Annotated in this window: 32 protein-coding genes; all 32 read right to left on the bottom strand. The window is 69.0% G+C overall.

Features of this window, described 5'->3' with window-relative positions:
* Positions 1-17: 17 nt before the first annotated feature.
* Positions 18-416: a 30S ribosomal protein S11 gene (gene rpsK / locus F0U47_RS16760; protein WP_149751605.1), complete on the bottom strand. Its 399-nt coding sequence runs from the start codon at positions 414-416 to the stop codon at positions 18-20.
* Between the two features lie 56 nt (positions 417-472).
* Complete coding sequence (rpsM, locus tag F0U47_RS16755; protein ID WP_118925179.1) at positions 473-850, bottom strand: 30S ribosomal protein S13; 378 nt, start codon at positions 848-850, stop codon at positions 473-475.
* Between the two features lie 163 nt (positions 851-1,013).
* Positions 1,014-1,127: a 50S ribosomal protein L36 gene (rpmJ, locus tag F0U47_RS16750; protein WP_004008316.1), complete on the bottom strand. Its 114-nt coding sequence runs from the start codon at positions 1,125-1,127 to the stop codon at positions 1,014-1,016.
* A 30-nt stretch (positions 1,128-1,157) separates the two neighbouring features.
* Positions 1,158-1,379: a translation initiation factor IF-1 gene (infA, locus tag F0U47_RS16745; RefSeq protein ID WP_028656368.1), complete on the bottom strand. Its 222-nt coding sequence runs from the start codon at positions 1,377-1,379 to the stop codon at positions 1,158-1,160.
* A gap of 237 nt (positions 1,380-1,616) precedes the next feature.
* A complete protein-coding gene (locus F0U47_RS16740; protein WP_149751604.1) occupies positions 1,617-2,666 on the bottom strand; it encodes an LLM class flavin-dependent oxidoreductase in 1,050 nt (349 codons plus the stop codon).
* 47 nt (positions 2,667-2,713) lie between these two features.
* Positions 2,714-5,239, bottom strand: a complete 2,526-nt coding sequence (locus F0U47_RS16735) for an FHA domain-containing protein (protein ID WP_149751603.1) — start codon at positions 5,237-5,239, stop codon at positions 2,714-2,716.
* Between the two features lie 63 nt (positions 5,240-5,302).
* Positions 5,303-6,340: a TerC family protein gene (locus tag F0U47_RS16730; protein WP_149751602.1), complete on the bottom strand. Its 1,038-nt coding sequence runs from the start codon at positions 6,338-6,340 to the stop codon at positions 5,303-5,305.
* 523 nt (positions 6,341-6,863) lie between these two features.
* Positions 6,864-7,997, bottom strand: coding sequence for an isochorismate synthase (locus F0U47_RS16725; RefSeq protein WP_149751601.1), 1,134 nt, complete (start codon positions 7,995-7,997; stop codon positions 6,864-6,866).
* On the bottom strand, positions 7,994-8,815 hold the full coding sequence (map, locus tag F0U47_RS16720) for a type I methionyl aminopeptidase (protein WP_149751600.1): 822 nt from the start codon (positions 8,813-8,815) through the stop codon (positions 7,994-7,996). The genes F0U47_RS16725 and map overlap by 4 nt, the downstream gene beginning before the upstream one ends.
* A gap of 205 nt (positions 8,816-9,020) precedes the next feature.
* Positions 9,021-9,596 (bottom strand): adenylate kinase, encoded by a 576-nt coding sequence (locus F0U47_RS16715; protein WP_149751599.1) that lies wholly within the window; start codon positions 9,594-9,596, stop codon positions 9,021-9,023.
* Positions 9,597-9,600: 4 nt separating this feature from the next.
* The gene (gene secY, locus F0U47_RS16710) at positions 9,601-10,908 is read right to left on the bottom strand and encodes a preprotein translocase subunit SecY (protein WP_149751598.1); all 1,308 of its coding nucleotides are present in this window, start codon (positions 10,906-10,908) and stop codon (positions 9,601-9,603) included.
* A gap of 133 nt (positions 10,909-11,041) precedes the next feature.
* Positions 11,042-11,482, bottom strand: a complete 441-nt coding sequence (gene rplO, locus F0U47_RS16705; RefSeq protein WP_149751597.1) for a 50S ribosomal protein L15 — start codon at positions 11,480-11,482, stop codon at positions 11,042-11,044.
* A gap of 1 nt (position 11,483) precedes the next feature.
* Positions 11,484-11,666, bottom strand: coding sequence for a 50S ribosomal protein L30 (gene rpmD / locus F0U47_RS16700; RefSeq protein WP_149751596.1), 183 nt, complete (start codon positions 11,664-11,666; stop codon positions 11,484-11,486).
* Positions 11,666-12,304 carry a 30S ribosomal protein S5 gene (gene rpsE, locus F0U47_RS16695; protein ID WP_149751595.1) on the bottom strand — a complete coding sequence of 213 codons (639 nt, stop codon included), beginning with the start codon at positions 12,302-12,304 and terminating at the stop codon, positions 11,666-11,668. The genes rpmD and rpsE overlap by 1 nt, the downstream gene beginning before the upstream one ends.
* A 29-nt stretch (positions 12,305-12,333) precedes the next feature.
* Positions 12,334-12,717 (bottom strand): 50S ribosomal protein L18, encoded by a 384-nt coding sequence (gene rplR, locus F0U47_RS16690; RefSeq protein WP_149751735.1) that lies wholly within the window; start codon positions 12,715-12,717, stop codon positions 12,334-12,336.
* 2 nt (positions 12,718-12,719) lie between these two features.
* Positions 12,720-13,271, bottom strand: coding sequence for a 50S ribosomal protein L6 (gene rplF / locus F0U47_RS16685; RefSeq protein ID WP_149751594.1), 552 nt, complete (start codon positions 13,269-13,271; stop codon positions 12,720-12,722).
* A 27-nt stretch (positions 13,272-13,298) separates the two neighbouring features.
* Entirely contained in the window at positions 13,299-13,703 is a 405-nt protein-coding gene (rpsH, locus tag F0U47_RS16680; RefSeq protein ID WP_149751593.1) for a 30S ribosomal protein S8, read from the bottom strand.
* A gap of 77 nt (positions 13,704-13,780) precedes the next feature.
* Complete coding sequence (locus F0U47_RS16675; RefSeq protein ID WP_011757321.1) at positions 13,781-13,966, bottom strand: type Z 30S ribosomal protein S14; 186 nt, start codon at positions 13,964-13,966, stop codon at positions 13,781-13,783.
* A 1-nt stretch (position 13,967) separates the two neighbouring features.
* Entirely contained in the window at positions 13,968-14,555 is a 588-nt protein-coding gene (rplE, locus tag F0U47_RS16670; RefSeq protein ID WP_149751592.1) for a 50S ribosomal protein L5, read from the bottom strand.
* On the bottom strand, positions 14,555-14,944 hold the full coding sequence (rplX, locus tag F0U47_RS16665) for a 50S ribosomal protein L24 (RefSeq protein ID WP_223162809.1): 390 nt from the start codon (positions 14,942-14,944) through the stop codon (positions 14,555-14,557). The genes rplE and rplX overlap by 1 nt, the downstream gene beginning before the upstream one ends.
* Positions 14,944-15,312, bottom strand: a complete 369-nt coding sequence (gene rplN, locus F0U47_RS16660) for a 50S ribosomal protein L14 (protein ID WP_017932847.1) — start codon at positions 15,310-15,312, stop codon at positions 14,944-14,946. The genes rplX and rplN overlap by 1 nt, the downstream gene beginning before the upstream one ends.
* Before the next feature lie 66 nt (positions 15,313-15,378).
* The gene (rpsQ, locus tag F0U47_RS16655) at positions 15,379-15,648 is read right to left on the bottom strand and encodes a 30S ribosomal protein S17 (RefSeq protein WP_149751591.1); all 270 of its coding nucleotides are present in this window, start codon (positions 15,646-15,648) and stop codon (positions 15,379-15,381) included.
* Positions 15,645-15,884 carry a 50S ribosomal protein L29 gene (gene rpmC / locus F0U47_RS16650; RefSeq protein WP_149751590.1) on the bottom strand — a complete coding sequence of 80 codons (240 nt, stop codon included), beginning with the start codon at positions 15,882-15,884 and terminating at the stop codon, positions 15,645-15,647. The genes rpsQ and rpmC overlap by 4 nt, the downstream gene beginning before the upstream one ends.
* Complete coding sequence (gene rplP / locus F0U47_RS16645) at positions 15,884-16,303, bottom strand: 50S ribosomal protein L16 (protein ID WP_149751589.1); 420 nt, start codon at positions 16,301-16,303, stop codon at positions 15,884-15,886. The genes rpmC and rplP overlap by 1 nt, the downstream gene beginning before the upstream one ends.
* Positions 16,304-16,306: 3 nt before the next feature.
* A complete protein-coding gene (gene rpsC, locus F0U47_RS16640) occupies positions 16,307-17,128 on the bottom strand; it encodes a 30S ribosomal protein S3 (RefSeq protein ID WP_149751588.1) in 822 nt (273 codons plus the stop codon).
* The gene (rplV, locus tag F0U47_RS16635; RefSeq protein ID WP_149751587.1) at positions 17,128-17,550 is read right to left on the bottom strand and encodes a 50S ribosomal protein L22; all 423 of its coding nucleotides are present in this window, start codon (positions 17,548-17,550) and stop codon (positions 17,128-17,130) included. The genes rpsC and rplV overlap by 1 nt, the downstream gene beginning before the upstream one ends.
* On the bottom strand, positions 17,547-17,828 hold the full coding sequence (gene rpsS, locus F0U47_RS16630) for a 30S ribosomal protein S19 (protein WP_109694766.1): 282 nt from the start codon (positions 17,826-17,828) through the stop codon (positions 17,547-17,549). The genes rplV and rpsS overlap by 4 nt, the downstream gene beginning before the upstream one ends.
* Positions 17,829-17,833: 5 nt before the next feature.
* The gene (gene rplB, locus F0U47_RS16625; protein ID WP_149751586.1) at positions 17,834-18,670 is read right to left on the bottom strand and encodes a 50S ribosomal protein L2; all 837 of its coding nucleotides are present in this window, start codon (positions 18,668-18,670) and stop codon (positions 17,834-17,836) included.
* Positions 18,670-18,972 carry a 50S ribosomal protein L23 gene (rplW, locus tag F0U47_RS16620; protein WP_149751585.1) on the bottom strand — a complete coding sequence of 101 codons (303 nt, stop codon included), beginning with the start codon at positions 18,970-18,972 and terminating at the stop codon, positions 18,670-18,672. The genes rplB and rplW overlap by 1 nt, the downstream gene beginning before the upstream one ends.
* The gene (rplD, locus tag F0U47_RS16615) at positions 18,969-19,607 is read right to left on the bottom strand and encodes a 50S ribosomal protein L4 (RefSeq protein WP_149751584.1); all 639 of its coding nucleotides are present in this window, start codon (positions 19,605-19,607) and stop codon (positions 18,969-18,971) included. The genes rplW and rplD overlap by 4 nt, the downstream gene beginning before the upstream one ends.
* A 5-nt stretch (positions 19,608-19,612) precedes the next feature.
* Positions 19,613-20,263, bottom strand: a complete 651-nt coding sequence (rplC, locus tag F0U47_RS16610; protein WP_149751583.1) for a 50S ribosomal protein L3 — start codon at positions 20,261-20,263, stop codon at positions 19,613-19,615.
* An 11-nt stretch (positions 20,264-20,274) separates the two neighbouring features.
* Complete coding sequence (rpsJ, locus tag F0U47_RS16605) at positions 20,275-20,583, bottom strand: 30S ribosomal protein S10 (RefSeq protein WP_007078637.1); 309 nt, start codon at positions 20,581-20,583, stop codon at positions 20,275-20,277.
* Between the last annotated feature and the right edge of the window lie 386 nt (positions 20,584-20,969).

The following is a 20,969-nucleotide window of genomic DNA, read 5'->3' as shown; positions in this document are numbered from 1 at the left end:
TCCTTAGGTCTCGGTGGTCAGACGCGCCGGCGCTTGGGCGGGCGGCAGCCGTTGTGCGGGGCGGGGGTCACGTCCTGGATGGTGCCGACCTCGAGGCCGATCGCACCCAGCGAGCGGATCGCCGTCTCGCGTCCCGAGCCGGGGCCCTTGACGAAGACGTCGATCTTCTTCATTCCGTGCTCCATCGCCCGGCGACCGGCGGCCTCGGCGGCCATCTGCGCGGCGTACGGGGTGGACTTACGGGAGCCCTTGAAGCCGACGGTGCCGGCGGACGCCCACGAGATCACGGCCCCCGTGGGGTCGGTGATCGTGACGATCGTGTTGTTGAACGTGCTCTTGATGTGGGCTTCGCCCTGAGCGACGTTCTTCTTCTCCTTGCGGCGGACCTTCTTCGCCGCGCGAGCCTTGGGAGGCATGCGTTATCTCCTTGAGAAAGCTGGTCGATGAGCCAGTGAGACGCCGGAGGCGTCTATCACTTGGCCTTCTTCTTGCCGGCAACCGTGCGCTTCGGGCCCTTGCGGGTGCGAGCGTTGGTCTTGGTGCGCTGCCCGCGGACCGGAAGGCCCTGGCGGTGGCGGCGACCCTGGTAGCTGCCGATCTCGATCTTGCGACGGATGTCGGCCTGGACCTCACGACGGAGGTCTCCCTCGATCTTGATGTCCGCGCCGTCGATCGCGTCGCGAAGCTTGACCAGCTCTTCGTCACCCAGCTCGTGGACGCGCAGGTCGGGGCTGACCCCGGTGGCCTCCAGCAGCTTCTGGGCGCGGGTACGGCCGATGCCGTAGATGTAGGTGAGTGCGACCTCGATGCGCTTGTCGCGCGGCAGGTCGACTCCGACGAGGCGTGCCATGTGTGGCGATCTCCTTGGATTCCACTGAGGTGTCGTGCGTGATGCGTCCGTCCGCGGGACGGCGCCGGCCTCAGTTCCGACGGTGGACTTCGACGTACGCCGAAGGTGCGATCACGCTGCAGAGGTATTCAGTTGTCGGCTCGGTGGTCGAGCCTCGAGACCCTCAGCCCTGGCGCTGCTTGTGGCGGGGGTTCTCGCAGATCACCATGACGCGGCCGTGGCGACGGATCACCTTGCACTTGTCACAGATCGGCTTGACGCTCGGGTTGACCTTCACTGTCAGCCCTTTCCTGGGTTAGCGGCTTGGTTACTTGTAGCGGTAGACGATCCGGCCCCGCGAGAGGTCGTACGGCGAGAGCTCCACGACGACCCGGTCCTCGGGGAGGATCCGGATGTAGTGCTGGCGCATCTTTCCGCTGATGTGAGCGAGGACCTTGTGGCCGTTGCTCAGCTCGACACGGAACATCGCGTTAGGAAGGGCCTCCACGACGGAGCCCTCCATCTCGATGACGCCTTCTTTCTTCGCCATGCCGTCCTTCGGGTTGGGGTTGTCTACCGGTGGCCCGGGAACCTCCGTCCTGCCGTGGCGGGGCGGTGGACCTCGTGCAGCCGTGTCGACGCGCTCCTCCCGCCCGGAAAAAGTGATCCGGGCGAGCAGCCGCGAGCATGACGACACAGACCCACGTTGGGCCGACACACCAGTTTAGTCAGACCCGTTCACGAACTCCCAATCGCGACCGCAGGGGCGGACGCAGCCCGGCGGCCGTCATCCCGAGAGGAGCTCGAGGGTCCGCACCCGCGCCGGCGCGCTGGCCGGTCCGGTGCCGGAGACGGCACCGGCGACCGGGTGGACCATCACCTCGTCGACGTCGTACGACGCCGCGAGCCGCTCGATCTCGGCCCGGGCACCCGCCGCGTCGCCGATCACCCACCGCCGGCGCATCGCGCCGATCAGGCCCTCGTGGGACTCGGGCAGCCCGTCGGCGACGGCCCGCTCCGCCTCCTCGACCAGCGGCTGCGGGGTGAGCGGCTGGCCTGTCCGCAGCGCGACCATCTGCAGCAGCTGCGGCAGGGCGAGGCGCTCGGCCTCCTCGGCCGTCTCGGCGACCGCCGCGTTGACGGTGAGGAAGGTCCGCGGCTCGGCGAGCAGCTCGGAGGGCCGGAAGGACGACCGGTAGAGCGCGAGCGCCTCGGCGGTGCCGGACCCGGAGAAGTGGTGGGCGAAGACGTAGGGGAGGCCCTTCTCCGCGGCGAGCCGGGCGGAGTAGTCGGAGGAGCCCAGCAGCCAGGGCGTGGCGACCGACTGCGCGGCCGGTGTCGCCTTGAGGACGTGGGTGCGCCCGCGCAGGTCGAGCCCGGCCCCGGCCGGCTCCATCATCGTCAGCACGTCGTCGACGTACTCGCCGAACCGCTCGACGGCGCCGTCGTCCACGCCGCCGGCGCCGTGCCGCAGCGCCCAGCGCGTGATCGGGTCGGTCCCGGGCGCCCGGCCGAGCCCGAGGTCGACCCGGCCGGGGAAAGCGGCCTCGAGGAGGGCGAACTGCTCCGCCACCACGAGCGGGGCATGGTTGGGCAGCATCACGCCGCCCGACCCGACCCGGATGCGCGACGTCTGCCCGCCGATCAGCCCGATCAGCACCGGCGGGTTGGTCGCGGCCACGGCCGGCATGTTGTGGTGCTCGGCGACCCAGTAGCGGACGTAGCCGAGCCGGTCGGCGGCGCGCGCCAGGTCGAGGGTCGCGGCGACGGCGTTGGCGGAGGTCTGGTCGGAGCGGACCGGCACCAGGTCCAGGACGGAGAGCGCGGGAGACGACATCTTCCGTTCCAAGCCCGGCACCGGCCCGGGCATTCCCGGGCGACCGGTCAGTCCTCGGTGGCGCTCCGGTAGGTGAGCCACATCCCGACGCCGAACGCGACCGCGCAGAGGAGCGCGAGGACGCCGAGGTCCATGAAGTAGTGGAACGCACCGTCGAGCGCGATCCAGTCCTCGTCCTCGCGGTCGGCCTGACCCCGGACCAGGCCCATGGCGGACGCGCTGGCGGCGTAGCCCCACCGGGAGGGCGAGAGCCAGGCGACCTGCTCGAGCACCGGCCGGCCCGCGATCGCGAACAGAGACCCCGACAGCACGAGCTGGATCATGATCACGCCGACCAGGGTCGGCATCGTCTGCTCGGTGCTCGTGACCAGCGCGGACAGCGCGAGCCCGACGACCGCCATGGTCAGGGCGAGGGCGGCGATGGTGAACGCGACCCGGAGCGTGCCGAGGGTGCCGTCGGCGCCGGGCAGGCCCACCGTCGCGATGAACGTGACCAGCAGGCCCTGCACGAAGGCGGCGGTGCCGAGCACCAGCACCTTGCTGAGGAAGTAGATGCCGGGTGACAGGCCGACGGCGTACTCACGCCGGAAGATGGGTCGCTCCCCCACCAGCTCGCGGATTGCGATCGCCGTGCCCATCAGGCACGCCGCGACGATGAGCACGATCAGGCGCTGGGTGGCCTCGCCCGGTTGGAAGACCATCCGGACGACCTCACCGACCGGCGTGCCGTCCTGCATCGCCTGGCACCGGCCGTTGCCGATCTGCTCGGTCTGGCCCGGACACCGCAGGGTGTCGTCGAGGGACAGCCCGCTGTTGCCGGGGACCAGCCGGCTGAGCCCGCCGAGGACCAGCGGCAGCAGCAGGAGCATGCCGAGCAGCAGCCGGTCGCTGACGACCACCGCCGTGTTGCGGCGGACCAGGGTCGACAGCTGACGGCCGAGCGACTGCCGGGGCGGGGCGGGTACGCCGGCCGCGGCTGCCGGCAGCGAGCCCGTCGTCGCGGCCCGCTGGGCGGGCGCCGGGATCCGCTGCCAGAGGTCGGGCTCGTCGAGGAGGTCGAACACCTCCGGGTAGCTCGCCCGGCCGAAATGCGCGAGGACACCCTCGGGCGGCCCGAAGTAGGCGATCCGTCCGCCCGGCGCCAGCACCATCACGTTGTCGCAGACGTCGAGCGCGAGCACGGAGTGGGTGACCACCATGACCACGCGGCCGCCGTCGGCCAGCGCCCGGAGCTGCTTCATGACCTCGAGGTCGAGGCCCGGGTCGAGGCCGGACGTCGGCTCGTCGAGGAACAGCAGCGGCGGCGCGGTCAGCAGCTCGGTCGCGATCGAGACCCGCTTCTTCTGGCCACCCGACAGCTGGGTGCCGATCCGGTTGTCCAGCCGCGAGGTCAGCTGGAGCTGCTCGGCGACCTGGTGCACCCGGTGCTCCTGCTCCCGGCGGGTGGTGTCGGGCGGGAGCCGGAGCTCGGCGGCGTACCTCAGCGCCTGGCGCACCTTGAGCTGCGGGTGCTGGATGTCCTGCTGGGGCACCAGGCCGATCTGGAACCGGAGCTGGTCGTAGTGCGCGTAGAGGTCGTGGCCCTGCCAGATGACCCGGCCGTGGGTCGCCGGCCGGAGCCCGGTCAGCGCGCCGAGGAGCGTCGACTTGCCGGCGCCGGACGGGCCGATGACGGCGGTCAGGCTCGACGGCTTGAGTTGGAACGACGCGTGCTGCAGCAGCTGCCGCCCGTCGGGGAGCACCGTCGTCAGGCCGTCGGCATAGAGCGTGAACTCGTGGGTCGTCGCCGACGCCAGCAGCTGGGTGCCGTCCCAGCGGAAGGTCTGGTTGCCGAAGATCACCTCGGCGCCGACGGCGAGCTGGACCGCACCCTCGACCCGGTGGCCGTTGACGAAGGTGCCGTTGAAGCTGCCGAGGTCGTGGAGGACCGCTGGCCGGTCCGGGCCGCCGGGGTCGAGTCGCGCGTGCCGGCGGCTCACCAGCGCGTCCTCGAGCACGACGTCGTTGCCCTGCTCGCGCCCGATGGTGAGGCTGCGGCCGGCGGCGACCTGCTGCGGCAGCACGACCGACTGGCCGTGCGCGAGCTGTCCGGGCGGCACCACCTCCTGCGCCCGCCAGGCGTCCACCGAGGGTGCTCCCGCAGGCAGCTGAGGCGGCGGCAGGTTGCGCCACCACTCCGCCGCAGGTGGCGCGGGCGGCGCCGGAGCGGGCGCCGCGGGCGCCGGAGCCGGTCGGTATGGCGGAGGCGCGACCTGGGTGACCAGGGAGACGACGACGGGCTCGCTCGCCGGGCCCCCGAGGTGAAGGCTCAGCGGGCTCATCGGTACCTCGAGGCGGCTGATCCGCTGCCCCCGGACGAACGTCCCGTTGCTGCTGGTGTCCACCACGACCCAGGCGCCGCCCTCACGCTGGATGACGGCGTGGTGGCGCGAGGCGGCGGGCTCGGTGACGACGACGTCGCAGTCGGCCTCGCGGCCGACCACGACCCGGTCGCCGTCGTACGTCTTCGTCGCTCCCGCCCACTCCACTTGCAGCAGGTGCTGGCCGTCGGGACGGCTGGGTGCGCTGGTCATGGGCCTCGGGGAGCTCGGGTGCGGGAACGGCAGCACCCTAGCCGTGCGCGCCCGCCGGCGGGGTCAGTCCTTCCAGTCCGCGCCGGGAGTCTCGTCGACCTCGACCGGGATCTGCTCCTCGATGGCCTCTGGCTCCTTGCTCGACTTGAGCAGGCTGGCCACGGCCGTGATCACCAGCGTCGCCACGATCACACCCAGGCTGAGCAGCGACGAGATCTCGGGAGCCGCCTCAACGTGGTGGCCGCCGTTGATGAAGGCCAGCTCGTTCTCGTGCAGCGCGTGCAGGACCAGCTTCACGCCGATGAAGGCGAGGATGAACGCCAGGCCCAGCGACAGGTAGACCAGGCGCTCCAGGAGCCCGCCGAGCAGGAAGTAGAGCTGCCGCAGACCCATCAGCGCGAACACGTTGGCCGTGAAGACGAGGTACGGCTCCTGGGTGATGCCGAAGATCGCCGGGATCGAGTCGAGCGCGAACAGGATGTCGGTGACACCGAGCGCGATGATCACGATCACGATCGGGGAGACGAACCGGACGCCGTTCTCGTGGTACCAGAGCTTGAGCCCGTGGTAGGCCTCGCCGACCCGCAGGTGGGAGCGGGCGAACTTCACGACCGCGTTGTCCTCGGGGTGCTCGTCCTCGTGCGTCCGGTAGGACTTCACCAGGCCGTACGCGGTGTAGACCAGGAACGCGCCGAAAATGTAGAAGACCCAGCTGAAGTTCTCGATGAGCGCGTAGCCCAGGGCGATGAAGATGCCGCGGAAGATCAGCGCCAGCACGATGCCGACGAGCAGCGCCTCCTGCTGGTACTTCCGGGGCACCTTGAGCGCCGCCATCAAGATGATGAAGACGAAGAGGTTGTCGATCGACAACGAGTACTCCGTCAGCCACCCGGTGTAGAACTCGATGCCGTAGCCCTGCCCGTGGTGCAGCCACACGAAGAGGCCGAACCCCAGGGCCGCCCCGACGTAGAAGCACAGCGCGACCGCGCACTCCTTCATCGACGGCTCCCGCGGGTCGCGCGCGATGACGACGACATCGAAGAGCAGCACGCCGACGGTGGCGGCGATGGTGATGGTCCATTCCAGGCTGGTTACATCCACGAGGTGGGTCCTCCGGTTGATCGGGTGGGGCCGGTCACCCGAGGTCTCTTCCGCCGCCTACCGGCGACCTACGGTCCCGGACCGGCGACAGCCGGCCGTGATGACGAGACACGCAGCGGAGGAATACTCCCCTCGTGGTGTGCCCATGCTCCCACATCCGGCCCGAGGGACCGATTCGAGGGAGGGGGTACGGCGCTGCGCGGGCTGTTCTTGGCTGAGCCGTTCGGGTGTGGCGCGCGTGGGTGGGGGCGGTGCCGGGAGGTCACCGCGGGACAAGAGCGGGGACCCTGCCGCCGGCCCCCTCGCCTGGGGCCCGGTCGGACCTGCCAGGCGCGAACCTGGACCTCGTGCGCTGAGACAAAGCTGATGGGCCGGTTCGCCGGCGGCACCCCGGTTGCCCCACGGTGACCTCCCGGCACCGCCCGCAGTCGACGCGCGATACCTACGCGGCTCCGGCTCCTCGGATGAGGGGATCGGTCTCGGGGCTGGTCGCGCTCTTCTGAAGCTGAACAGCGCAGCGCCCCTATCCCAGGCCGGCCACTCTCGTCATCGTCTGCAGCTTGGCGCCTGTCTCGCGGACCTCGGAGTCGGGGTCGGAGCCGGCGACGATGCCGGCGCCGGCGAACAGGCGCATCCGGGCGCCGTCGATGACGGCGGCACGGATGGTGATCGCGAAGACGCCGTCGCCGGAGCCGTCGACCCAGCCGACGCAGCCGGCGAAGTAGTCGCGCAGGTCGCCCTCGATGTCGGCGATGGCCTCGGCGGCGGCCGCGGCCGGCACTCCCCCGACTGCCGGGGTCGGGTGCAGCATCTGGGCGAGCCGGAGGGCGCTCGGGCCGGTGGCGGGCTCCTCGAGCCGGGCTGAGATCGGAGAGGCGAGGTGCCAGACGGTGTCGGTCGCGAGCAGGGTTGGCCCGGTGGGCGGCTCGACGTCGACGCACACCTCCTTGAGCGCGTGGACGATGGCGTCGACGACGAACGCGTGCTCGGCGAGGTCCTTGTCCGAGGCCCGCAGGGCGGCGGCTCGACGGGCGTCCTCTTCGGGGTCGGGCGAGCGCGGAACCGAGCCGGCCAGCGGCGTGCAGGCGATCCGGTCGCCCGAGCGGCTGACGAGCAGCTCCGGGCTGGCACCCACCAGCAGCGGGCCTTCGCTGAGGCTCTCGGTCAGCGGCACCGAGAAGACGTAGCGGCCGGGGCGGGTCACGAGCAGCCGGTCGATGATCTCGGCAGGCTCGAGCGGGGGGTCGCTGGTCACGTCGAGGCAGCGCCCGAGGACGACCTTGCGAACGACACCCGCGGCGATCTTGTCGAGCACGGCGCGCACCATGTCGGCGTAGGCCTCGGCCGTGGGGAACTCGCGGACGTCGTAGGTCCGCTCCCGCGGCTTCGCGACGGGGCCGCGCAGTGGCCGCTCGGAGCCGACGACGTGGTGCAGGATCCCCGGGGCGCCGGCGGCGAAGGAAAGCGCACCCAGCGCCCGCTCCCCCGGCTCCAACGCCGCGACGACCCCGTCGGCCCAGTCGGGGTCGGCGCCGTCGGGGGTGGTCCAGGTGTGGAGCACGCGGTCTGCGATGTAGGCGTCCTCGCCGGAGGCGAAGAGCAGCGGACGCGCGGGCAGGGCCATGCTCGATGATAGATCGGCGGCGGTGACGCTCATGCGGGGCCGCCGTACGGGACCCCGAGCCGCTCCAGGTCCGCCCTCCCGCCGTCGTGGGCCGTCAGCACCCAGACGCCGTCGTCGGTGAGCGCGAACGTGTGCTCGAAGTGGGCGGCCACCGACCCGTCGGTCGTGACGACGGTCCAGTCGTCCTCGGTGACCGCCGTCTCCTTCGCGCCGAGCGTGATCATCGGCTCGACCGCGAGGGCGAGGCCACGCTTGAGCCGCGGCCCGCGACCTGCGCGGCCGTAGTTCGGCACGTCGGGCGGCAGGTGCATCGCGGTGCCGATGCCGTGGCCGGTGTAGTCCTCGACGATGCCGTAGTCCCCGGCGTCACGCACGTAGTGCTCGATAGCGTGGGAGATGTCGCCGACCCGGCCGCCTGGCCGGGCTGCGGCGAGTCCCTGCCACAGGGCCTCCTCGGTCACCCGCATCAGCTCGACCACCTCGTCGGGGACGTCGCCGACCGCGACGGTCACCGCCGCGTCGCCGTGCCAGCCGTCCACGATCGCCCCGCAGTCGATCGAGACGACGTCTCCCTCGGCGAGCACCTGCGACCCCGGGATCCCGTGCACGACGGCCTCGTTGACCGACGCGCAGATCGTCGCCGGGAACGGCGGGACGCCGTACCCGAGGAACGACGGGGTCGCGCCTCGGGACCGGATCAGGTCCTCGGCGACCCGGTCGAGCTCCCCGGTCGTGATCCCCGGGCGTACGGCGTCGCGCACCGCTGCGAGCGCGTCGGCGACCACGAGCCCCGCCTCCCGCATGAGCAGGATCTGCTCAGGGGTCTTGATCTCCAGCCCGCTACCGAACACGCCTACCTCCTAGCCGCCCGGCACGCCCGGGTAGTCCGAGCTGGCGACCTGAGGTCGCCGACGGCGAGCACCTCAGCAAACCTCGACCGCGGCCCGGCAGCGTGTCGCATGGCGGCGCAGCCGCATGGTGCGTCGTCCCGGGGCCGAGCGAAGCGATGGCCTCGGCGGCGGCGCACCATCTGCGACACGCTCGGGCAAATCCAGCTCAGCTCTGCTCGACGACGTCGAGGGCCTCGAAGATGCGCTTCGTGACCACCTCGACCTCGCCCATGCCGTCGATCTCGTGGACCAGGCCCCGCTCCTGGTAGACGGTGATCAGCGGAGCGGTCTCCTCCAGGTAGATCTCCTGGCGGCGTCGGATCACGTCCTCGGTGTCGTCGGCGCGACCCTCGGTCGCGGCGCGCGCCAGGAGTCGCTCGACGAGCACGTCCTTGTCGACGACGACGACGACGACCGCGTCGAGCTGGTGACCGGTCGCGGCGACCATGCTGTCGAGCTCCTCGACCTGCGCCAGCGTCCGCGGGTAGCCGTCGAGCAGGAAGCCGGGGTCCGCGTCGGGCTCGGAGATCCGGTTGCGCACCATCTGGTTCGTGACCGAGTCGGGGACGTACTCCCCCGCATCCATGTACTTCTTCGCCTCGACACCCAGCGGCGTGCCCTGGGAGACGTTGGCGCGGAAGATGTCACCGGTCGAGATCGCCGGGACGCCGAAGTGCTCGGCGACGAACTTGGCCTGGGTGCCCTTACCGGCGCCCGGGGGGCCCATCAGAATCAGCCTCATAGCGTTACCGCAGGAATCCTTCGTAGTTGCGCTGCTGGAGCTGGCTCTCGATCTGCTTCACCGTGTCCAGGGCAACGCCAACCATGATCAGGATGGAGGTGCCGCCGAACGGGAAGTTCTGGTTGGCGTCGATCATGACCAGCGCGATCAGCGGGACGAGGGAGATCAGACCCAGGTAGAGAGCCCCCGGCAACGTGATGCGGGAGAGGACGTAGGACAGGTAGTCCTGGGTCGGCTTGCCCGCCCGGATCCCGGGGATGAAGCCGCCGTACTTCTTCATGTTGTCGGCCACCTCTTGTGGGTTGAAGGTGATCGAGACGTAGAAGTAGGTGAAGAAGATGATCAGCAGGAAGTACGTCGCCATGTAGAGCGGGTGGTCGCCGACGACGAAGTAGTCGGCGACGAACTTCACCCAGGCAGCGTCGCTGGTCTGGTTGAACTGCACCGCCATCGCGGGCAGGTAGAGCAACGACGAAGCAAAGATGACCGGGATGATGCCGGCCTGGTTGACCTTGAGCGGGATGTAGGTCGAGCTGCCGCCGAACATCTTGCGGCCGACCATCCGGCGGGCGTACTGCACCGGGATCCGGCGCTGCGCCTGCTCGATGAAGATGACGCCGCCGACGATCACGAGTCCGATCGCGATCACGACACCGAAGGTCCACCAGCCCTGGCTCTTCTGGACCTCCCACAGCGAGGCGGGGAAGGTCGCGACCACCTGGCAGAAGATCAGGATCGACATGCCGTTGCCGATGCCCCGCTCGGTGATCAGCTCACCCAGCCACATGATGACCGCGGTGCCGGCCGTCATCGTCGTCACCATGACCAGGAACGTCGTGGTGTTGTCGTGGTGCAGCAGCGGGTAGGTCTCCGTGTCGCAGTTCTGGAGCAGGCTGCCGGTGCGGGCAAGCGCGACGATGCCGGTTGCCTGGAGCAGCGCGAGGCCGAGGGTGAGGTACCGGGTGTACTGCGTGATCTTGGTCTGACCGGACTGGCCCTCCTTCTTGAGGGCCTCGAGCCGCGGGATCACCACGACGAGCAGCTGCAGGATGATGCTCGCGGTGATGTAGGGCATGATCCCCAGCGCGAACACGGTGAGCTGGAGCAGCGCTCCGCCAGAGAACAGGTTGATCAGGTTGTAGATGCCGGTGTTGTTGGCCTCGTCGCCGAGACAGTGCTGGACGTTCGCGACGTGCACGCCGGGGGCCGGGATCTGCGAGCCCAGCCGGAAGATCACGATGATGAACAGGACGAACAGCAGCTTGCGCCGCAGGTCCGGAGTCCGGAATGCGTTCACGAACGCGCTGAGCACTGAGGGTCCTCTTTCTGACGGGGCCATCCACACCTGAGGGCCGTCGGGAAGCCTAACAGGGAGCGAGAAAGGCGCGACCGGCCCTGAATGTCACAGTGTGACCAGGCCAGCCGCGCCTCAACTCACGATCTCGTCACAGGACGGTGACGCTGCCGCCGGCGCTCTCGATCTTCTCCTTGGCGGAGGACGAGAAGGCGTTGGCGCTCACCGCGACCTTGACCGACAGCTCGCCCTGGCCGAGCACCTTGACGGGCTCGCCCTTGCGAACGGCGCCGCGGGCCACGAGCTCCTGCGGGGTGACCTCGCCACCCTCCGGGAAGAGCGCGCTGATCCGGTCGAGGTTGACGACCTGGTAGGTCACCTTGAAGGGGTTCTTGAAGCCCTTGAGCTTCGGCAGCCGCATGTGCAGCGGCATCTGGCCACCCTCGAAGGCGACCGGGACCTGGTAGCGGGCCTTGGTTCCCTTGGTACCGCGACCAGCGGTCTTGCCCTTCGAACCCTCACCGCGGCCGACGCGGGTCTTGGCCTTCTTGGCACCCGGCGCCGGACGCAGGTGGTGCAGCTTGAGCGTCATGTCACTCCACCTCTTCAACCGTCACGAGGTGACGGACGGTCTGGACCATGCCCCGGATCTCGGGACGGTCCTCCTTGACGACCACGTCGCCGATGCGCTTCAGGCCGAGGCTCCGCAGCGTGTCGCGCTGGTTCTGCTTGCAGCCGATCGACGACTTCTTCTGCTGGACCTTGAGCTGCGCCATCAGGAGCTCACCCCCGCGGCAGCCTTGGCGGCAGCAGCCGCCTCGGCCTCACCCTCGGCCTTGGCCTTGAGGAGCGCCGACGGGGCGACGTCCTCGACCGGGAGGCCGCGGCGCGAGGCCACGGACTCGGGCATCTCCAGCATCTGGAGCGCCGCGACGGTCGCGTGCACGATGTTGATCTGGTTGGACGAGCCCAGCGACTTGCTGAGCACGTCGTGGATGCCGGCGCACTCGAGCACGGCGCGCACCGGGCCACCGGCGATCACACCGGTACCGGGCGCGGCCGGACGCAGGAAGACGACTCCGGCCGCCTTCTCGCCCTGCACCGGGTGCGGGATGGTGCCCTGGATGCGGGGGACGCGGAAGAAGTTCTTCTTCGCCTCCTCGACACCCTTGGCGATCGCCGCAGGCACCTCCTTGGCCTTGCCGTAGCCGACGCCGACCAGACCGTCACCGTCACCGACGACCACGAGGGCGGTGAAGCTGAAGCGACGACCACCCTTCACGACCTTGGCAACACGGTTGATCGCGACGACCCGCTCGACGTACTGGCTCTTGTCCGCGCCGCCACGACGGTCGTCACGACCGCGTCCGCCGCGGTCGCCACCCGAACGCTGTCCGCGCTGGGGTCCGCTCATGATTTCTCCTCAGTCCAAGCTAGAAGCGATTAGAAGGTCAGTCCGCCGTCGCGGGCACCGTCGGCCAGGGCCGCGATGCGACCGTGGTACTTGTTGCCGGCCCGGTCGAACACGACCGAGTCGACACCGAGCTCCTTGGCACGGGCCGCGACGAGTTCGCCGACCTTCTTCGCCTTGGCGGTCTTGTCGCCGTCGAACGACCGCAGGTCGCCCTCCATGGTGGAGGCGGACGCCAGCGTCTTGCCGACGAGGTCGTCGACGACCTGCACGGTGATGTGCTTGCTCGACCGGGTGACCACCAGCCGCGGGCGCTCCGCGGTACCAGAGATCTTCTTGCGGCCACGGATCTGACGGCGCAGGCGCGACTTCGCGCGTGCCGACAGGTGCCGCTGGTGCTTGAGGGTGATCGCCATGGTCACTTACCAGCCTTTCCGACCTTGCGACGGACATGCTCGCCGGCGTACCGGACACCCTTGCCCTTGTAGGGCTCGGGCTTGCGGAGCTTGCGGATGTTGGCCGCAACCTCGCCGACCTGCTGCTTGTCGATGCCGACCACACCGAGCTTGGTCGGACCATCGACGGTGAAGGTGATGCCCTCCGGCGCGTCGAAGATGATCGAGTGCGAGTAGCCGAGCTGGAACTCCAGCTGGGTCGGGCCCTTCGACAGGACGCGGTAACCGACGCCCACGATCTCGAGCTTCTTCTCGTAGCCCTCGGTGACGCCCACGACCATGTTGTTGATCAGGGTGCGGGTCAGGCCGTGGAGCGACTTGCTGATGCGCTCGTCGTCGGGACGCTTGACGTCCAGGACGGTCGAGTCGCCCTCGTCGTTGCGTTCCACCACGATCGGGGCCGCCACGGTGTGGGTGAGGGTGCCCTTCGGGCCCTTCACCGTCACGACGGGGCCGTCGAGGGCCACGTCGACGCCGGCCGGGACCGGGACGGGGAGCTTGCCAATGCGGGACATTGTGCTGTGCCTCTCTTCCTGGTCTCGTTACCAGACGTAGGCGAGGACTTCCCCACCCACGCCCTTCTGGTTTGCCTGGCGGTCGGTGAGCAGACCCTGGCTCGTCGAGATGATCGCGACGCCGAGGCCGCCGAGCACCTTCGGGAGACCCGTGTGCTTGGCGTAGACCCGGAGGCCCGGCTTGCTGATCCGGCGTACGCCGGCGATCGAGCGCTCACGGTTGCGGCCGTACTTGAGCGTGATGGTCAGCGTCTTGCCGACGCCGTTCTCGTTGTCGGCCACGTCGAAGGAGGTGATGTAGCCCTCCTGCTTGAGGATCTCCGCGACGCCCTGCTTCAGCTTGCTGTAGGGCATGGTCACCGCGTCGTGGTACGCCTGGTTGGCGTTGCGCAGACGAGTCAGCATGTCTGCGATCGGGTCGGTCATCGTCATGGTGTGTGTTTTTCCTTCTGCTGCGGTTTCCGCCCGCACCCGGAGGCGAGGAGAGGACCTTCAGCTGTTAGTGGTGATTACCAGCTCGACTTGGTGACGCCGGGCAGCTCGCCCCGGTGGGCCATCTCCCGCAGGCAGATCCGGCACAGGCCGAACTTGCGGTAGACCGCCTTGGGACGGCCGCAGCGCTGGCAACGGGTGTAGCCACGCACCGCGAACTTGGGCTTGCGAGCGGCCTTGACCTTGAGCGCAGTCTTCGCCATGTCAGTTCTCCTTGAAGGGGAAGCCGAGCTGCTTCAGCAGCGCGCGACCCTGCTCGTCGTTGGTGGCGGTGGTGACGATGGTGATGTCCATGCCCCGCTGCCGGTCGACCTTGTCCTGGTCGATCTCGTGGAACATGACCTGCTCGGTGAGACCGAAGGTGTAGTTGCCCTGGCCGTCGAACTGCTTCGGGCTCAGACCGCGGAAGTCACGGATGCGCGGCAGCGCCAGCGACAGCAGCCGGTCGAGGAACTCCCACATCCGGTCGCCGCGCAGCGTGACGTGCGTGCCGATCGGCATGCCCTCGCGGAGCTTGAACTGGGCGATCGACTTGCGGGCCTTGGTGACCGCCGGCTTCTGGCCGGTGATCGCCGTCAGGTCGCGGATCGCGCCCTCGATCAGCTTCGAGTCGCGGGCCGCCTCGCCGACGCCCATGTTGACGACGACCTTGGTCAGGCCGGGGACCTGCATGACGTTGGCGATCTCGAACTCCGACCGCAGCGCCGGGAGGATCTCCTCGCGGTACTTCGTCTTGAGTCGCGGGGTCACCTTCGCCGAGTCCGCAGGGGCCGCCGTGGTGGTCTCGCTCATCAGATTTCCTTCCCGGTCTTGCGGGAGATCCGGACGCTGCGCGTCGACTGGTACTCCGAGCCGTCGGGGCGGCGCTTCGTGACCTCGACCCGCTTGTAGCCGATGCGGGTGACGTCGTCGCCCTCGACCAGCATCACGTTGGACACGTGGATGGGGGCCTCGGTCGTGATGATCCCGCCGGTGGTGCCGGAGCGACCGCCCTGGTTGACGACCTTGGTGTGCTTCTTGATCCGGTTGACGCCCTCGACGACCACCCGCTGCTCCTCACGGAGCACCTTGATGACCTTGCCCTCGGCGCCCTTGTCCTTGCCCGCGATCACCTTGACGGTGTCGCCCTTCTTGATCGCGATCTTCGGAGCCTTCTTGGACCCGTTCTTGGACTGGGCCATCACAGCACCTCCGGGGCGAGCGAGATGATCTTCATGAACTTCTTCTCTCGCAGCTCGCGGCCGACGGGGCCGAAGATGCGGGTGCCACGGGGCTCGCCGTCATTCTTGAGGATCACGGCGGCGTTCTCGTCGAAGCGGATGTACGAGCCGTCGGGCCGGCGGCGCTCCTTGACGGTGCGCACGATGACCGCCTTGACGACGTCACCCTTCTTCACGTTGCCACCGGGGATCGCGTCCTTGACGGTGGCGACGATGACGTCGCCGATCCCGGCGTAGCGACGACCCGAGCCACCGAGCACACGGATGCAAAGGATCTCCTTGGCACCGGTGTTGTCGGCGACCTTCAGTCGCGACTCCTGCTGAATCATTTCTTCTCCTGGTTGTCGTGCCGGTTCTCAGCGCCACGCAGAGCGGTGAGCCTGGCCGAACGGGATTTACTTGGCGCGCTCGAGGATCTCGACGACGCGCCAGCGCTTGGTGGCGGACAGCGGCCGGGTCTCCATGATCAGGACGCGATCACCGACGCCGCACTCGTTCTGCTCGTCGTGCGCCTTGAGCCGGGTGTTGCGGCGCATGACCTTGCCGTACAGGGCGTGCTTGACGCGGTCCTCGACGGACACGACCACGGTCTTGTCCATCTTGTCGCTGACGACCAGGCCCTCGCGGGTCTTGCGCGAGTTGCGCTCCACAGTCTGCTCGCTCATGCGCTCTCCTCCTCCGAGCCCGGCGCGGTCCGGATGCCGAGCTCGCGCTCCCGCACCACGGTGTAGATCCGGGCGATGTCCTTCTTGACCGTGCGAAGCCGACCGTGCGACTCCAGCTGGCCGGTGGCCGCCTGGAACCGGAGGTTGAACAGCTCCTCCTTGGCCTCGCGCAGCTTGGCCTCGAGGTCGATGTCGTTGAGCTCGTCGAGCTCGTGGGCCTGCAGGCTCTGGCTCATCAGAACTCACCAGCCTCTCGCGTGATGAAGCGGCACTTCATGGGCAGCTTGTGGATGGCACGGCGCATCGCCTCGCGGGCGACGTCCTCCGGCACACCGGACAGCTCGAACATGACGCGACCGGGCTTGACGTTGGCGACCCACCACTCGGGCGAGCCCTTACCGGAACCCATGCGGGTCTCGGCCGGCTTCTTGGTGAGCGGGCGGTCCGGGTAGATGTTGATCCACACCTTGCCGCCACGCTTGATGTGACGGGTCATGGCGATACGGGCGGACTCGATCTGCCGGTTGGTCACGTAGTGACCCTCGACTGCCTGGATCCCGTACTCACCGAACGCGAGCGTGGTGCCACCCTTCGCGGCACCCCGACGCTTCGGGTGGTGCTGCTTGCGGTGCTTGACGCGACGCGGCATCAACATGGCTCAGGACTCCGTTCCGCTGGTGGAAGCAGTCGGCTCGGCAGCCGGCGCGTCCGCCGCGGGGGCGGAGTCGCGGTCCGAGCGGGTGGGACGGTCCCCGCGCGACCCACGGGTCGGACGGTCACCGCCACGGCTGGGACGGCCACCCCGGCCGGGGACACCGGCGCGGGCAGCGGCCTGGGCCTGGCGCTCGGCACGGGTGCCGGCGACCTCGCCCTTGTAGATCCACACCTTGACGCCGATACGGCCGAAGGTGGTGCGGGCCTCGTAGAAGCCGTAGTCGATGTCGGCACGCAGCGTGTGCAGCGGGACGCGGCCCTCGCGGTAGAACTCGGTGCGCGACATCTCGGCGCCGTTGAGGCGGCCGGAGCACTGGATCCGGATGCCCTTGGCACCGGACCGCATCGAGGTCTGCATGGCCTTGCGCATCGCGCGGCGGAACTGGACACGGCCCGACAGCTGCTCGGCCACACCCTGGGCGACGAGCTGGGCGTCGACCTCGGGGTTCTTGACCTCGAGGATGTTGAGCTGGACCTGCTTGCCGGTCAGCTTCTCGAGCTCGCCGCGGATCCGGTCGGCCTCCGCGCCGCGACGGCCGATGACGATGCCCGGCCGGGCGGTGTGGATGTCGACGCGGACCCGGTCACGGGTGCGCTCGATCTCGACCTTGGCGATGCCGGCGCGCTCCATGCCCTTCGAGAGCAGCTTGCGGATGGCGACGTCCTCGCCGACGTACGACTTGTACAGCTTGTCGGCGTACCACCGCGACTTGTGGTCGGTGGAGATGCCGAGACGGAAGCCGTTCGGGTTGATCTTCTGACCCATTACTTCTTACCGCCCTTCCCGGCGACGACGTCGGCCGGCTGGACCGCGATGGTGATGTGGCTGGTGCGCTTGTTGATCCGGGTGGCCCGGCCCTGCGCACGCGGACGCCAGCGCTTCATCGTGGGGCCCTCGTCGACCTGGGCGACGGAGACCACGAGGTCTCCGGTCGGCAGGCCCTCGGTGGTCCCGGCGTTGGCGATCGCGCTGTCGAGCACCTTGGCGACGGTCTTGGAGGCCGCCTGGGGGCTGAAGGCGAGGATCGACTGAGCCTCGTCCACGGGCATGCCGCGGACCATGTCGACGACCCGGCGGGCCTTCATCGGGGTGATCCGGACGAAGCGAGCGCTCGCGAACGCGCCCGGCTGGTCACCGAGCAGCGACTCGCGCCGGGCGCTCGTGCGCCGGCGGTCAGTGGCGGTCATCGACGACGCCCCTTCCGGTCTTCCTTGACGTGGCCGCGGTAGGTGCGGGTGGGGGCGAACTCGCCCAGCTTGTGGCCGACCATCGAGTCGGACACGAACACCGGCACGTGCTTGCGACCGTCGTGGACCGCGATCGTGTGACCGATCATCGCGGGGACGATCATCGAGCGGCGCGACCAGGTCTTGATGACGTTGTGGCTGCCCTTCTCGTTCTCGGCGTCCACCTTCTTCATCAGGTGGTCGTCGACGAAGGGGCCCTTCTTCAGGCTGCGAGGCATCTCAGTTACTTCCTACCCTTGCCGGACTTGCGACGACGGATGATCTGGGCGTCGGAGGCCTTGCGCTTGCGCGTACGGCCCTCGGCCTTGCCCCAGGGCGAGACCGGGTGGCGACCACCGGACGTCTTGCCCTCACCACCGCCGTGCGGGTGGTCGACGGGGTTCATGACGACACCGCGGACGGTCGGGCGCTTGCCCTTCCACCGCATCCGGCCGGCCTTGCCCCAGTTGATGTTCGACTGCTCGGCGTTGCCGACCTCGCCGACCGTCGCGCGGCAGCGCACGTCGACGAACCGCATCTCGCCCGAGGGCAGACGCAGCGTGGCGCGCGAGCCCTCACGGGCGACGAGCTGGGCGCTGTTGCCGGCGGAGCGGGCCATCTTGGCACCCCCGCCCGGGCGCAGCTCGACGCAGTGGATCGTCGTGCCGACCGGGATGTTGCGCAGCGGCAGGTTGTTGCCGGGCTTGATATCGGCCCCGACGCCGGCCTCCACGCGCATGCCCTGGACCAGGTCCTTCGGCGCGATGATGTAGCGCTTCTCGCCGTCGGCGTAGTGCAGCAGCGCGATGCGAGCGGTGCGGTTCGGGTCGTACTCGATGTGAGCGACCTTCGCCGGGATGCCGTCCTTGTCGTAGCGACGGAAGTCGATGATCCGGTAGGCCCGCTTGTGACCGCCGCCCTGGTGCCGGGTGGTGATCCGGCCCTGGTTGTTGCGGCCGCCCTTCTTCGGGAGCGGGCGCGTGAGCGACTTCTCCGGCGTGGTCCGGGTGATCTCGACGAAGTCGGCCACCGAGGAGCCGCGACGGCCCGGGGTGGTCGGCTTGTACTTGCGGATAGCCATCAGTTCGGTCCTCCGAAGATGTCGATGCGGTGCCCCTCGGCGAGGCTGACGATCGCGCGCTTCGTGTCCTTGCGCTTGCCGATGCCGTACCGCGTGCGCCGGGTCTTGCCCGGGCGGTTGAGGGTGTTGACCGAGGTCACCTTGACCTTGAACACCTTCTCCACCGCGATCTTGATCTCGGTCTTGTTGGCGTCCGGGTGCACCAGGAAGGTGTACTTGTTCGAGTCGAGCAGGCTGTAGCTCTTCTCCGACACCACCGGCGCGATCAGGATGTCGCGGTGGTCCTTGTGCAGGGTGCTCACTTGTCCGCCTCCTCAGCCGACGCAGTCTTCTTGCCGTAGGCCGCGCCGGAGACGAACGCGTCGTACGCGCCCTTGCTGAAGACCACGTCGTCGCTCGCGAGGACGTCGTAGGTGTTCAGCTGGTCGACGGCGACCAGGTGCACCTCGGGTGCGTTGCGCAGCGACAGCCAGGTGACGGTGTCGGTGCGCTCGAGGACCACGAGGTAGTTGTTGCGGTCGGTGAGCGAGCCCAGCGCGGCGAGCGCGGCCTTCGTCGACGGCTTGTCGCCGGAGACGAGGCCCTCCACCACGTGGATCCGCTCGTTGCGGGCCCGGTCGGTGAGGGCGCCGCGCAGCGCGGCGGCCTTCATCTTCTTCGGGGTCCGCTGGCTGTAGTCACGCGGCTGCGGGCCGTGGACGACGCCACCGCCGGCGAACTGCGGCGCGCGGGTCGAGCCCTGGCGGGCGCGGCCGGTGCCCTTCTGCTTGTAGGGCTTGCGGCCACCACCGCGCACGTCGGCGCGGGTCTTGGTGGCGTGGGTGCCCTGACGCGCAGCGGCCTGCTGGGCGACGACGACCTGGTGGATCAGCGGGACGCTGACGTCGACGTCGAAGATCTCGGCGGGGAGCTCAACCTTGACGGTCTTGATGGCCATGGCGATCAACCCTTCTTCGCGCTGGTCCGGAGGACGACGACGCCGCCCTTGGGGCCGGGGACGGCACCCTTGAGCAGGATCAGGCCCTTCTCGACGTCGACCGCGTGGACGGTGACGTTCTGGGTGGTGACGGTGTCGCTACCCATCCGGCCGGCCATCCGCATGCCCTTGAAGACCCGGCCGGGCGTGGCGCAGGCGCCGATCGAGCCCGGCTTGCGGTGGTTGCGGTGGGCACCGTGCGAGGCGCTGACACCGGCGAAGCCGTGGCGCTTCATGACACCCGCGAAGCCCTTGCCCTTGCTGGTGCCGGTCACGTCGATGACCTGGCCCGGCTCGAAGGTGTCGACCGGGATCTCCTGGCCGACGGTGTAGGTCGGGGCGTCCGCCGTGCGGATCTCGATGAGGTGACGGCGCGGGGTCGTGCCGGCCTTGGCGAAGTGACCCGCCTGCGGCTGGTTGACCTTGCGGCCCTCGATCTCGCCGTAGCCGATCTGGATGGCGTTGTAGCCGTCCGGCTCGGGCTGGCGGACCTGGGTCACCACGTTGGTGGTGGCCGCGACCACGGTCACGGGGACGATGCGGTTGTTCTCGTCCCACAGCTGGGTCATGCCGAGCTTCGTGCCCAGCAGGCCCTTCACATTGCGTTCGATCGTCATGAGCAACTTCCTCAGAGCTTGATCTCGATGTCGACGCCCGCCGGCAGGTCGAGCCGCATGAGGCTGTCGACGGTCTTCGGGGTCGGGTCGATGATGTCGATGAGGCGCTTGTGGGTGCGCATCTCGAAGTGCTCGCGCGAGTCCTTGTACTTGTGGGGCGAGCGGATGACACAGAAGACGTTCTTCTCGGTCGGCAGCGGCACCGGGCCGGCGACCTTCGCACCCGTACGGGTGACGGTGTCCACGATCTTCCGCGCCGAGGTGTCGATCACCTCGTGGTCATAGGCCTTGAGCCTGATGCGGATCTTCTGTCCCGCCATAGGTCTCTCTCGTCCTTCTTCTCTCCGCCACTGTGTGGAGACGTCCTCGGGTTTGAGTCGGTCCCGCCCTGTTCCTCGCCCCGCAGCTCCGACCCCCGAGGTCGGGCGTGTCGCTGCCCAGAAATCAAACTCTGTTCGGCGCGCACGTCCGCCCTGCGGATCAATGCTGTTGTGTGGGACGCCCGACGGTTCGTCAGGCTGATCGGGTCTCCCTGGGTCCGGCGCACCGCACCACTGACCTCATCCAGGAGCGGCACCCGGAGATCACTCCAGGTCACCTGCTCGGGAGACGCGATTCAGTAGTCAAGATGTGCCGCACCCCGGCAACCCGCCGGAGCAACCTGGATATCTTGGCAGAGGTCCGGGCGCCGCACCAAATTGGAATG

Source organism: Nocardioides antri, assembly GCF_008373765.1.
GTDB classification, from domain to species: Bacteria; Actinomycetota; Actinomycetes; order Propionibacteriales; family Nocardioidaceae; genus Nocardioides; species Nocardioides antri.
This window is presented reverse-complemented; position numbering and strand designations above follow the sequence as displayed.